Origin of the sequence: Dongia soli (assembly GCF_034044715.1) — a bacterium.
In the GTDB taxonomy this organism is placed as follows: domain Bacteria; phylum Pseudomonadota; class Alphaproteobacteria; order Dongiales; family Dongiaceae; genus Dongia_B; species Dongia_B soli.
Map to the genome: position 1 here is coordinate 36,363 of NZ_JAXCLW010000006.1, position 12,329 is coordinate 48,691.

Annotated in this window: 10 protein-coding genes; 6 read left to right on the forward strand and 4 right to left on the reverse strand. The window is 61.0% G+C overall.

The window, feature by feature from the left end:
- Positions 1–2 precede the first annotated feature (2 nt).
- Genes SMD27_RS18080 through SMD27_RS18100 form a run of 5 tightly spaced genes read left to right on the forward strand, consistent with a single transcriptional unit; the run spans position 3 to position 4,428 of the window.
- Positions 3–665: an ABC transporter permease gene (locus SMD27_RS18080; RefSeq protein WP_320509831.1), complete on the forward strand. Its 663-nt coding sequence runs from the start codon at positions 3–5 to the stop codon at positions 663–665.
- Positions 662–1,777: an ABC transporter ATP-binding protein gene (locus SMD27_RS18085; protein WP_320509832.1), complete on the forward strand. Its 1,116-nt coding sequence runs from the start codon at positions 662–664 to the stop codon at positions 1,775–1,777. Before SMD27_RS18080 ends, SMD27_RS18085 begins: the two co-directional genes overlap by 4 nt.
- The gene (locus SMD27_RS18090; protein WP_320509833.1) at positions 1,774–2,562 is read left to right on the forward strand and encodes an ABC transporter permease; all 789 of its coding nucleotides are present in this window, start codon (positions 1,774–1,776) and stop codon (positions 2,560–2,562) included. Before SMD27_RS18085 ends, SMD27_RS18090 begins: the two co-directional genes overlap by 4 nt.
- 35 nt (positions 2,563–2,597) lie before the next feature.
- Positions 2,598–3,506 carry a glycine betaine ABC transporter substrate-binding protein gene (locus SMD27_RS18095; RefSeq protein WP_320509834.1) on the forward strand — a complete coding sequence of 303 codons (909 nt, stop codon included), beginning with the start codon at positions 2,598–2,600 and terminating at the stop codon, positions 3,504–3,506.
- 13 nt (positions 3,507–3,519) lie between these two features.
- On the forward strand, positions 3,520–4,428 hold the full coding sequence (locus SMD27_RS18100; RefSeq protein WP_320509835.1) for a glycine betaine ABC transporter substrate-binding protein: 909 nt from the start codon (positions 3,520–3,522) through the stop codon (positions 4,426–4,428).
- A gap of 125 nt (positions 4,429–4,553) precedes the next feature.
- On the opposite strand, the gene SMD27_RS18105 is transcribed toward SMD27_RS18100, so the two are convergent.
- The 4 genes from SMD27_RS18105 to SMD27_RS18120 form a co-directional block, all read right to left on the reverse strand.
- Positions 4,554–5,231 carry a cupin domain-containing protein gene (locus SMD27_RS18105; RefSeq protein WP_320509836.1) on the reverse strand — a complete coding sequence of 226 codons (678 nt, stop codon included), beginning with the start codon at positions 5,229–5,231 and terminating at the stop codon, positions 4,554–4,556.
- A 479-nt stretch (positions 5,232–5,710) separates the two neighbouring features.
- Positions 5,711–6,097: a response regulator gene (locus SMD27_RS18110; protein ID WP_320509837.1), complete on the reverse strand. Its 387-nt coding sequence runs from the start codon at positions 6,095–6,097 to the stop codon at positions 5,711–5,713.
- Positions 6,063–9,572: a chemotaxis protein CheB gene (locus SMD27_RS18115; protein WP_320509838.1), complete on the reverse strand. Its 3,510-nt coding sequence runs from the start codon at positions 9,570–9,572 to the stop codon at positions 6,063–6,065. Before SMD27_RS18115 ends, SMD27_RS18110 begins: the two co-directional genes overlap by 35 nt.
- Before the next feature lie 101 nt (positions 9,573–9,673).
- Entirely contained in the window at positions 9,674–10,639 is a 966-nt protein-coding gene (locus SMD27_RS18120; RefSeq protein WP_320509839.1) for a LysR family transcriptional regulator, read from the reverse strand.
- A gap of 113 nt (positions 10,640–10,752) precedes the next feature.
- Between SMD27_RS18120 and SMD27_RS18125 the strand changes: the two genes are divergently transcribed.
- Positions 10,753–11,511, forward strand: coding sequence for an SDR family oxidoreductase (locus tag SMD27_RS18125; protein ID WP_320509840.1), 759 nt, complete (start codon positions 10,753–10,755; stop codon positions 11,509–11,511).
- Positions 11,512–12,329: the final 818 nt, after the last annotated feature.

A 12,329-nucleotide genomic window follows, 5' to 3' on the forward strand; every position in this document is an offset into this window, starting at 1 on the left:
TCATGGAAACGCTTCAATTCGCTTATGATAACCTGAGCCTGATCGGCTCGCGCGCGCTGGAGCATATCGCCATCGTCGGCGTCGCGGTGTCGATCGCGGTGGTGACCGGGGTGCCGATCGGTCTTGCCATCACGCAATCGAAGCGCGCCGCCGATTTCGTGCTGTATCTCGCCTCGATGCTGATCACGATACCCTCGATCGCGCTGTTCGGCCTGATGATCCCGCTTCTGTCGCCGATCGGCTATGGCATAGGCTATGTGCCGGCGGTGATCGCCGTCATCCTCTATTCGCAGCTCCCCATCATCCGCAACACCTATACCGCCATCGCCGATGTCGATCCGGCCTTGCGCGAAGCGGGGATCGGCATGGGGATGAGCGCGCTGCAACGCCTGCGCCAGGTGGAGATCCCGCTGGCCATGCCGGTGATCATGGCCGGCATCCGCACGGCGGTGGTGATGAATATCGGCGTCACCGCCATCGCCGCCTATATCGGCGCCGGCGGGCTCGGCACCTTCATTTCGCGCGGCATCAGCCAGACCGATCCGCGCCAGCTCATCACCGGTGCAGTCGCCGTGTCGATCCTGGCGATCGTCGTCGATCTCTGTCTCGCTTTCGTGCAGAAATTGCTGACGCCAAAGGGCCTGGCGACGGGAGCGGCGGCATGATCCGGCTGGAAAACCTCACCAAGACCTTCGGCACGCCCGGCAGCGGCATCACGGCGGTCGACCGTGTCAGTTTCGAAGTGCCGGAAGGCGAGATCTGCGTGCTCCTCGGCCCCTCGGGTTGCGGCAAGACGACGACCATGAAGATGATCAACCGGCTGATCGAACCGACCAGCGGCAAGGTCTTCATCGACGGCAAGGATGTGACGCATATCGATCCGATCCAGCTCCGCCGCTCGATCGGCTATGTGATCCAGCAGATCGGTCTCTTTCCTAACAAGACCGTGGCGGACAATATCTGCGTGGTGCCGGATCTGCTGGGCTGGGACCGCAAGAAATCGCGGGCCCGCGCCGCCGAGCTGCTGGAGATGGTCGGGTTACAGCCCGATACCTTCCTGAAGCGCTATCCGAAAGAGCTTTCCGGCGGGCAGCAGCAGCGTGTCGGCGTGCTGCGCGCACTCGCCGCCGATGCGCCAGTCATGCTGATGGATGAGCCTTTCGGCGCCATCGACCCGATCAACCGCGAGGTGATCCAGGACGAATTCCTGCGCATGCAGAAGACTTTGCGCAAGACCGTCATCTTCGTCTCGCATGATCTGGACGAGGCGGTGAAGATGGCCGACAAGATCGCCATCTTCCGCGCCGGCCGGCTGGAGCAATTCGCTTCCCCCGAACATCTCCTTTCCAATCCGGCGACGCCCTTCATCGAGACCTTCCTCGGCAGCGACCGCTCGCTAAAGCTGTTGCGCCTGGTGCAGGTGGAAGATGCCATGCTGGCGCCGGCCGATACGGTGCGGCCCGATGATCCGGTTTCGACGGCGCGCGATCTGATGAGCAAGAGCGGCCATCCGGCCATCATCATGAGCAATGGCGAGGGCCATCCTGGCGGCATCATCCTCGCCAATCGTATAGCGGGGCAGGGCTTTTGCCGCGACGCGGCCGAGCCGGTGCGGGCGACGGTGCCGGTCAAATCGGACCTGCGCAGCGCGGTCGCCCTGATGTTCACCCATGACATGCCGGTGATCCCTTGCGTCGATGAGGAAGGCCGGTTGCAGGGCGTGCTGACCTACCGCTCGATCGTCCGCAGTCTGGCCAGCTCGAAGATCGCCGCATGAGCGATGTCAGCGTCGATAAGGTCGCCGGGGCGGCGCCCCGTCTGGCGCTGCGGGGCGGCACGGGCAGGGCATACAAGCTGGGGCGGCTCATTCCCTGGCTGGTGCTGATTATTGCCGTCGGTACCTGGTGGTTCACCAGCGATATGCCGGAAGACATCCTGACCTATCAGGAAGATATCATTTTTCTCGGCGGCCAGCATATCGCGCTCGTTGCCTATGCCGGCGGTCTCGCGCTCGTCACCGGGATTCCGGCTGGCATCATCCTCTCGCGTCCGGCCTTTCGCCGCACCGCCGAGATTGCGCTGCAGGTCTTCAATCTCGGCAGCACCATTCCGACCCTCGCCATCATCGCGCTCTGCATGACGGCGCTCGGCATCGGCACCCTACCGGCGGTCTTCGGCCTGTGGATGGCGACCTTGCTGCCGATCGTGCGCAACACCTATGCCGGTTTGCGCAACGTACCGAAGATGCTGATCGAGGCGGCGCAAGGCATGGGCATGACGCCGCGGCAGATCTTCTGGCGCGTCGAATTTCCCAATGCGCTCTTCGTCATTTTCAGCGGCATCCGCACCGCGCTGGCGATCTGCGTCGGCACGGCGCCGCTGGCTTTCCTGATCGGCGCGGGTGGGCTCGGCGAACTCATTTTCACCGGCATCGCGCTCGATGAATTGCCGATGCTGCTGGCCGGCGTCATTCCGACGGCGCTGCTCGCCGTGCTGACCGACTTCGTTATCGGGCTGCTGCAATACTGGCTGGTGCCGAAAGGAATAAATCCGCTTCGCTGACAATTAAAACAACTTGATCAACAGGGAGGACCAAGATGATCAATTTTAAGAAACTGACCACTGCTTTCATGGCCATGGCCGCCGCCTGTACCCTCGGTGCCGGCCTCGGTGCTTCGAGCGCCAGCGCCAAGGATATCCGCATCGGCGGCAAGGATTTCACCGAACAGCTCATCATGGCGGAGATCACCAAGCAGCTCCTGCAAAGCAAGGGCTATAATGTGGTCAAGAATGACGGCATGGGCACGAAGATCGTCCGCGCCGCTTTGGAGAATGGCGAGATCGACATGTACTGGGAATATACCGGTACCTCGCTGATCACCTTCAACAAGGTGAAGGACAAGCTCTCGCCGGAACAGACCTATGAGAAGGTGAAGGAGCTTGACGCCAAGAAGGGCCTGGTCTGGCTGATGCCCTCCAAGGCCAACAACACCTATGCCATGGCGATCCGCCCGGATAATCCGAAGACCAATGGCATGCAGACGATCTCCGACATGGCGGCCTCCTATAGTGCCGGCAAGCCGCTGGTGATGGGCACCACGGCGGAATTCCCGAAGCGTCCGGATGGTCTGCTGGGTTTGCAGAAGGTCTATAGTTTTGAAGCCGGGCGCGAGAACGTGAAGCCGATGAATCTGGGCCTGGCCTATCAGGCGCTGGGCCAGGGCGATCTCGATGTGGTCTCCGCCCAGGCGACCGACGGCATGATCGCCGCCATGCATCTGAAGCTCTTGAAGGACGACAAGAACTTCTTCCCCAACTATGCGCTGACCCCGGTGGTGCGCAAGGACTTCCTGGATAAAAACCCGGACGTGAAGGACATCCTGGAATCGGTTTCGGCCAAGCTGACCGATGATGAGATGCAGAAGCTGAACGGCGAGGTCGATGTCAACAAGAAGACCATCGAAGCCGTGGCCACCGAATTCCTGAAATCCAATAACCTGATGTAAGGAGGCCAGCCCGATGCGCTATCTCAAACGGATTGGTGCGATAGCGCTATCGGCGCTCCTCTGCTTCGGCCCGGCTTTGTTCGGCTCCAGCGTGGCGGTGCAGGCCGCCTCGCTGACGGTCGGCGGCAAGGATTTCACCGAACAATTCCTGATGGCCGAGATGACCAAGCAATTGCTGGAAAGCAAGGGCTACGAGGTCGACAAGAAGGACGGCATGGGCAGCAATATCGTCCGCGCCGCGCTGGAAAGCGGCGAGGTCGATCTCTATTGGGAATATACCGGCACTTCGCTGATCACCTTCAACAAGGTGACCGATAAGCTCTCGCCGGAAGCGACCTATGAGAAGGTCAGGGAACTCGACGGCAAGAAGGGCCTGGTCTGGCTGAAGCCATCCAAGGCCAATGACACTTATGCCCTGGCGATCCGCAAGGGCAATCCCAAGACCGACGGCATGGTGACGATCTCCGATCTCGCCGCCGCCTATAACGCCGGCAAGAAGCCGCTGATGGCGACCACCGCCGAATTCACCAAGCGCGAAGACGGGCTGCTCGGCCTGCAGAAGACCTATGGCTTCAAGGCGGGCAGGGCCAATATCCGCCCGATCGAGATCGGCCTGGTCTATCCGGCGCTCGGCAATGGCGATGTCGACATCGCGGTGGTCGGCGCGACCGATGGCCGGGTCGCGGCGATGAAGCTGATCCTGCTGAAAGACGACAAGAACTTCTTTCCGAATTACGCCATGGTGCCGGTGGTGCGCAAGGAAACGCTGGACGCGCATCCCGATCTGCAAGGCATCCTGGAAGCGCTCGCCGACAAGCTCGACGATGCCACCATGCAGAAACTCAACGGCGAGGTCGATGTCGAGCGCAAATCGATCCATGACGTCGCCACCGAGTTCCTCAAGGCGCAGGGATTGATCTAGGGCGGGCGACCGTCGCCCTTGGACTTGATCGCCGTCGGCGCAGGCCGACCTTCGTCGGCGGGGTCCATCGTTGCGGCTGACGAGCGGTGTCTGTATCGGAGGAGCTGCTCTGAGGACGATCCGGCTTACCTCGGGGCGGTCTGCGGATAAGCGAGATGGCCAGCTTTAATCCAAAGCTTGCAGCCGCTCTTACCCGCGTGCGCTTTCAGGGCCGCGCCCGCCGGCAGGCGAAGCCAGGATTGCGTTTCGAACATCTCGCCGTCCTCCTCGAAGCTGCCGTCCAGCACCAGTAGTTCCATGCCGCCTGGAAGCGGGAGGGCGATCTCAGCATGCGCTGCCCACTTTTCCAGGCGGACATCTTCCCGATCGTCATGGAACAGTGGCAGGAGGCCGACACCTGGCCGATCCGATGCAGGCGAAAAAGCGGCGGTGGCAGTATCGAGGCGCAGATTTGTGCGATCGCCGGGATCGAACTGCCAGAGTTTCACGAAGATGGTGCAGCCCAGATCGGAACCGGGCTTATGCTGCGTGGTTGGCGGGTTACGCACATAGCTGCCGGCGGGAAAGTCGCCGTGCTCGTCCTGGAACACGCCCTCGATCACCAGAAACTCCTCGCCGCCGCCATGGGTATGCGGTGCGAAATGCGAATTCGGCGCATAGCGCACGATACTCGTGGCACGCGCCACTTCGTCGCCGATGCGATCCAGCATGCGGCGCTCGACGCCAGGGATCGGCGAGGGAATCCAGGGAAGCCGCGCGGCGTGAACTGCGGCGCGCCGGGAAAAATCGGCATTCACTTCCATATTCGCCTCCCGTCTGAGATGCGCCCGTATCTCCGCACCAGCATAATCCTGAATTCGGCAGGTGGATATGCGTCTCGTCATAGACATCCTTTTGACCGTATGTCCGGCTTCACCATGGACCCTCGGGTCAAGCCCGAGGGTGACAACCTTGTTTGTCGGTGAAAGCCGTGCGAGACCATTGACGTGGCTTATTAGCAACGGCGCCAGTTATCGCAGGATGCCCAAGGCCAACTCCGCTTGTCACCCTCGGACTTGATCCGAGGATCCATCGTTGCGGCTGATGATTGGCGGCTGCATCGCGCTCGGTCGTCGCGCTGGCTGACGTTATACGCGGCTTTCACCACGGACCCTCGGGCCAAGCCCGAGGGTGACAAGCGAGTAGAGAGTGAGGCTGTGCGAGACCACTGACGGAGGGTGACAACCTTGTTTGTCGTTGCAGCCGTGCGAGACCATCGACGGTGACTTGGCCGATGGCGCCGCTATGCCCGCTGCTTGATCGCTTGCAGGATGCCCTGGATGAGATCGCTCGGCATGACCGGCTTGCGCAGGAGGATTGCGTCCGGCAGCTTCGCGCGCATATCCGCTGACAAATCCTGGCCGCTGCAGAAGATGAAGGGGATGTTGTCGTCGTTCAGGCGCAGGGCGATCTCATAGGTGGTACCGTTGCCGACGCGTATATCCAGCACCGCGGCGGTGTAGCCTTGTCCATCGAGATTGGCCATCGCCTCGCGGCGGGTGGTCAAGAGTTCGACATTCTCCGCGCCGGCATCCAGCAAAGTGGCTTCCATATCGAGTGCAATCAGAACCTCATCCTCGATGATGAGGAGTCTTTCACCGTCCAGGGGCAAGCGGTTGGAATTCGGCACTGTTCGGTCCACTTTCCGGCAGTTTCAGCTCTATTTCGTAGACCACACCTTGCGGCCGATAATCGATATTCACGTTTGCCCCCGGGAGGGCCTTGGTGATTAGCGAGGTGCCAAAGCCTTCTTTGGCAGCCGGGACGACGATTGGTCCGTCATGTTCTTCCCAGGTGACGCTTAAATGTTGCTGCTCGCTTTGCTTGTCGACATGCCATTTCAGGTCAACGTGGCCCTTCTGGTTTGAAAACGCGCCGTATTTGGCCGCGTTTGTTGCCAGTTCGTGAAAGATAAGCCCAAAAGGCGTCGCCAGTTCCGATGGCAGAATCACTTTTTCGCCTTGGATTGAAAGTCGGTTCGGGTCGACCAGATAGGCCTTTAATTGAGCCCGGGCCATGGCGCCGAGTTCGGCCCCTTCCCAATAGGAGTTCATCAGCAGGGTATGGGCCTGATTGAGCGCCATCAAGCGGCCGTCGAAACGTTTCAGAAAGTCCTGGCCCGACTCCGATGTCCGCATCGTCTGGCGCGCCATGGCTTGCACCACGGATAACGTATTCTTGACCCTGTGGCTGAGTTCATGCATCAGCAATTGCTGCCGCTGCTCCCAGCATTTCCGGTCGGTGATGTCGAAGGTGTTCTCCAGCACCAGTTTGCAATCGCCGATCGTTACCATTTCGATGCGGCTTTCCACGGTAAGGATTCGGCCGTCCTTGGTGCGATGCTGCAACTCGCCGGACCAATTGCCATTTTTCAACAACGCTTCCTTGACCGCGTTGAAGGAAGACCCCGGCACCACTGTCTGCAACATGACTTCCTTACGCTGCCCGATCGCCTCTTCGCGCGTATAGCCGTAGAGTTCTTCGCTGCCGCGGTTCCACTGGATGATGCCGTCATCAAAGTTCCAGACGAAGATCGGCGAGCGCGAGAGATTGACGATACGCGCTTCCTGGCGCAGGCGTTCTTCGCTATGGCGCAAGGCTTGCTCAGCCCGGAGCCGGCGCGTGATGTCGACGAAAGTCGCGACCACGCCATCAATCTTGTCATCCATCGTGCGGTACGGGCGCATGCGCACCAGATACCAGCCGTCATTGCGGCTTTTTACCTCATGCTCGATCGGGGTCAGATCTCGCAAAACTTCACGAGCATGGTCCGCCAGGCTGTCATAATCGAGCCGATGGGTGAAATCCGTAATCGGCCGGCCCTCGTCATTCGAGGTGATGTTGAAAATCTCGGTCATGCGCGGCGTGAAACGCTTGATGCGCAGCGAGGGGTCAAGGAACAGGGTGCCCACATCGGTCGCCGCCATCAGATTTTGCAGATCGCTATGGGCGCGGGAGACGCTTTCCAGTTTCAACTTCAGCTCGCTATTGACTGTCTGCAGTTCCTCGTTCATCGACTGCAGCTCTTCCTTGCTGGTCTCCAGCTCCTCCGAGGTCGAGCGGTATTCCTCGTTGATCGACTGCAGCTCCTCATTCGCGGCGCGCAATTCCTCAGTCGCGGCCTCGGAATCCTCGCGCATGACCCGAAGCTGGCTTTGCGCCAATTGCAGTTCCTCCTGCAATTGCTGCAGTTGCTCCAGGCCGGGACTTCGATCATTCAATTCCGGGACGTCGCCGATACTTTCCACCGGTCCGCCTTCGATGAACAGGACCAGCGCATGGGTTGCCGGGCCCTCTTCCTGAGGCACGGGTTTGACATGCAGATAAACCCGGTTGAGCGAGGTGTCGAACTGGACCGGAATCGGCAATGTCAAGGTCGGCTCGCCACGTTCAAAGGCCCGGTGCAGGGCAGAGCGCAGGTCGAAACGCAATTCCGGTCGTACCAGTTCGCTGGCATCAATGGAGATCGGCCCGCCTGATGGCTGCAGGTAGCGGCCCGCACTATCGGACAAGTGTATGGCGCGATGCGTATCCTCAACCAGCATGCTGGGCGGCGCGATGCGTTCAAGCATCTGCCGGTGGAGGGCGGCATCGCTGATATTGTCCGTTGTTCGGACGCGGCGCGGCTGCACATCGCCATGATCAGCGGTCCGGCCGGCATTCATGATGATGGGCAGGAAATAACGCCGATCGCGCGAATTGCCGACCGGCTGATAGATGCGGAAATCCCGGTCGACCGGCCGGAACGATCCATTCGGGTAATCGGCATTTTCCGATGTGCCGAGAAACAGGAAGCCGCTCGGAAGCAAGGCATAGTGGAAAATGTTGCAGACCTGCTGCTGCAGATCGCGGTCGAGATAGATCAGCAGATTGCGGCAGGAGATCAGATCCAGCCGGGAAAAGGGGGGATCGCGCAGCACGCTATGGCTCGCGAAGAGCACGATGTCGCGTAATTCGCGGCGCACACGGTAATGATCGCCCTCGCGCAGGAAGAACCGCCGGAGCCGCTCGTCGCTCAGATCCGCTTCGATCGTGGCGGGAAAACGGCCCTCGCGGGCGGAGGCCAAAGCGCCGGCATCGAGATCGGTGCCGAATACCAGGATTTCCGGGCGTAAGTCGCGGCGGCTGGCTTCCTCCAGCAGCAATATGCCGATCGTATAGGCTTCTTCGCCGGTCGCGCAGCCCGGTACCCAGACGCGGATCGTGTCACTGGCGCTCTTGCCTTCGAACAACCGTGGCATGACCTGCTGTGCCAGTGCATTGAAGGATTTCGGATCGCGGAAGAAAGTTGTGACCGAGATCAGGAAATCGCCGAACAGGGCCACAGCCTCTTCGACATTCTCCCGCAGGTAATTGTAATAGTCCGCAAGCGATTCCTTTTGCGCGATCTGGGCCCGGCGGGCGATGCGGCGCAAAACGGTGGCGCGCTTGTATTGCGAGAAATCATGTCCTGTCCGGACCCGGACGTGGGACAGGATGCGGCGGATCGATTCATCTTCGGCTTCCCGGACCTCGGCTGGCTTGATTTGATCGCGGCTATGCAGCAAGTCGATCAGCCGTTGGCCCATCTCGCTGATCGGCAGAATGAAGTCGGCGGTTTCCGTCGCAATGGCGTTACGCGGCATCGACGCATATTCCGCTTCTGTGGGATCCTGGACCAGGATGATGCCGCCGGCCTCCTTGATGGCCTTGACGCCCACCGAGCCGTCGGCACCGGCACCGGTCAGGACGATGGCGAAACTGTCGATCTGCTGCTCAGCGAGGTCGCGGAAAAAGGAATCGATGGGCGCGCGGTGGCCACGTGGTTCATCGAAGGGCAAAGCTGAAATCGAGTGGTCGGCAATGCTCAGCCGGCGATTGGGCGGAATGACATAAACGCGATCCGGCAACAGTTTTGTTGTTTCCTCAACTTGCGTCACCGGCATATCTGTGCGGTTGCCAAGAATCGCCGCAAGTTCGCTTCGATGCTCCGGATCGAGATGCAGGATCACGACATAGGCGGCGCCGGTTTCGGTGGGCAGATGTTCGAAGAAAGCTTGCAGGGCCTTGACGCCGCCGGCTGATGCGCCAATACCTACGATTGGCGGATCGACGATGTCTTCCATAGACCTCTCCCATCAACCGGCTCCTCGTGGAGCCATCCGAACACGACCGAACCGCAGTCGGACCTGCTGCTTCTACCATCCTTAGCATATTCGCCAGGTGCTTATAATGTGCCGTTACAGGTCTGGGGTGAAGATTCTTGCGCAACATCCTCACTTGACGCCAGGCCGCCGCTGCCCGTGAAAGCTCTAATTACCCAATCGATGAAAACACGAACACGCGGCGAAAGTTGCCGGGTGCGGGGATAGAGCAGCGAGACGGGCGAGGGCGTGGGCGGATTGCCCGGCAGGACCAAAGCGAGCCTGCCCTGGGCGAGATCATCCTCGATGTGGTAACGCGGCACCTGAACGAGGCCGAGGCCGAGCCGTGCCGCCGCGACCAGGCTTTCGGCACCATTGACCGCGACGGTCGCCGGCAGCGTGATGTGGCGGATCTCGTTATCCTGGGTGAATTCCAGCGGCATCAATGTGCCGGTCGCCGAGGAGCGGAAGCCGATCATGCGATGCTGTGACCCTTCGGCTGTCAGCGCATCAATCGTTTGCGGCCGGCCGGTCCGGTCAAGATAATCGGGCGCGGCGCAGGTGACTTCCTCCAGCATGGCGACGCGGCGGCCCACCATATCGCTGTCTTTGAGATCGCCGACCCGCAACACGCAATCGATGCCCTCGCGGATCAGATCGACCAGCCGGTCGCCCTCGCTCAGATAGAATTCGATCTCCGGATAGTCGGTGAGGAAGGCAGGCAGGCCAGGCAGCAGGAAATGCCGTGCGAGCGTGCCGTGAACATCGACCCGCAGCAGGCCCTTGGGCCGGGCGCCGCCGAACGCCGCCTCGGCATCCTCCAGATCGGCGATGAGGGCGAGGCAGCGGCGGTGATAGGCTTCGCCATCCAAGGTCGGACTGACATGACGGGTGGTCCGTTGCAGCAGCCGGACCCCCAGCCGCGCTTCCAGCTGTTTGACCGCATCGGTCACGGTGGAGCGGGGCAAACCGAGATCCTGGGCCGCGAGGGTGAAGCTGCGCCGCTCCACCACCCGGGCGAAGACCCGCATCGAATCAAAACGGTCCATCTGGATTGTTCGCCATTTCCGGATTTTGATGCCAGATAATGACAGATTATCCGGATAGAGAACAGGTGCATCTTTTCTGCATCAGCTTCAACCAGACTCTAAGGAGATCGGATATGTCAAAAGATAACAATGGCATGGAGCAGAATACTAAGATCGCACTGGTAACCGGCGCGTCGCGTGGCATCGGCGCGGCGGTGGCGGAGCGGCTCGCCCGGGAGGGCTTCACCGTCATCGTCAATTACGCCGGCAGCGCCGCCGCCGCCGAGGCCGTGGTGCAGAAGATCGAAGCGGCAGGCGGCAAGGCCCTGACCGCCCAGGCCGATGTCGCCGACCCGGCCGCCGTGCGCCGGCTGTTCGATATGGCGGAACAGGCCTTCGGCGGCATCGATGTGCTGGTCAACAATGCCGGCATCATGGCGGTCACCAATCTTGCGATGACGGATGATGCCAGCTTCGAGCGCCAGGTCAGCGTCAATCTGAAAGGCAGTTTTAATACGATGCGCGAGGCGGCGGCCCGGTTGCGCGGCGGCGGGCGCATCGTCAATTTCTCGTCCAGCGTGACCGGCCTGTTGCAGCCCGGCTATGCCGTCTATGCCGCGACCAAGGCGGCGGTCGAGGCGATGACCAGCGTGCTCGCCAAGGAATTGCGCGGCCGCAACATCACCGTCAATGCCATCGCCCCCGGCCCGACCGCGACCGACCTTTTCCTGAACGGCAAATCGCCGGAACTGATCGACAAGCTGGCCAAGATGGCGCCGCTGGAACGTTTGGGCGAGCCGTGCGACATCGCCAATGCGGTCGCCTTCCTGGCCGGCCCGGATGGCGGCTGGATCAACGGCCAGGTTTTGCGCGCCAATGGCGGCATCATTTGAGATCGCTGCGAATGCCGCCTAACCCAGGCGGCATTCGGCGATCATGCGATCGGTCAGCTCGAAACCGAGCTTGCGGTAGAAGGGTGACGACCTTGTCTGTGCTTGGCGTGGTGCGATGATCATTGCAATGTCGCCGGTCATCGCAGGGCGTGGATGCCGTTTCCGCTTGTCACCCTCGGACTTGATCCGAGGGTCCATCGGAGAGGCTGATGAACGGCACCCGCATAAGCCGGATCGCGGCGCTTATCAAACACCGCGTCCGACCTCAACCATGGACCCTCGGGTCAAGCCCGAGGGTGACAAGCGGGGAGGGGTAGCGTTGTGCGATGACCCTCAGCATGGCCAATTCTCATCGCAAGCGGCGCCTCACAAGCAAGGTTGTCACCCTCGGACTTGATCCGAGGGTCCATCGGAGAGGCTGAGGAACGGCACCCGCATAAGCCGGATCGCGGGGCTTATCAGACACCGCGTCCGACCTCAACCATGGACCCTCGGGTCAAGCCCGAGGGTGACGACCTTGTCTGTGCTTGGCGTGGTGCGATGATCATTGCGATGTCGCCGGTCATCGCACGGCGTAGATGCCGTTCCCGCTTGTCACCCTCGGACTTGATCCGAGGGTCCATCGGAGAGGCTGATGAACGGCACCCGCATAAGCCGGATCGCGGCGCTTATCAAACACCGCGTCCGACCTCAACCATGGACCCTCGGGTCAAGCCCGAGGGTGACAAGCGGGGAGGGGTAGCGTTGTGCGATGACCCTCAGCATGGCCAATTCTCATCGCAAGCGGCGCCTCACAAGCAAGGTTGTCACCCTCGGAC

What these genes read in the sequence shown, in the direction of transcription:
- SMD27_RS18080 (WP_320509831.1), top strand. Translation starts at nt 3, where the DNA reads ATGGAAACGCTTCAATTCGCTTATGATAACCTGAGCCTGATCGGCTCG.
- SMD27_RS18085 (WP_320509832.1), top strand. Translation starts at nt 662, where the DNA reads ATGATCCGGCTGGAAAACCTCACCAAGACCTTCGGCACGCCCGGCAGC.
- SMD27_RS18090 (WP_320509833.1), top strand. Translation starts at nt 1,774, where the DNA reads ATGAGCGATGTCAGCGTCGATAAGGTCGCCGGGGCGGCGCCCCGTCTG.
- SMD27_RS18095 (WP_320509834.1), top strand. Translation starts at nt 2,598, where the DNA reads ATGATCAATTTTAAGAAACTGACCACTGCTTTCATGGCCATGGCCGCC.
- SMD27_RS18100 (WP_320509835.1), top strand. Translation starts at nt 3,520, where the DNA reads ATGCGCTATCTCAAACGGATTGGTGCGATAGCGCTATCGGCGCTCCTC.
- SMD27_RS18105 (WP_320509836.1), bottom strand. Translation starts at nt 5,231, where the DNA reads ATGGAAGTGAATGCCGATTTTTCCCGGCGCGCCGCAGTTCACGCCGCG.
- SMD27_RS18115 (WP_320509838.1), bottom strand. Translation starts at nt 9,572, where the DNA reads ATGGAAGACATCGTCGATCCGCCAATCGTAGGTATTGGCGCATCAGCC.
- SMD27_RS18120 (WP_320509839.1), bottom strand. Translation starts at nt 10,639, where the DNA reads ATGGACCGTTTTGATTCGATGCGGGTCTTCGCCCGGGTGGTGGAGCGG.
- SMD27_RS18125 (WP_320509840.1), top strand. Translation starts at nt 10,753, where the DNA reads ATGTCAAAAGATAACAATGGCATGGAGCAGAATACTAAGATCGCACTG.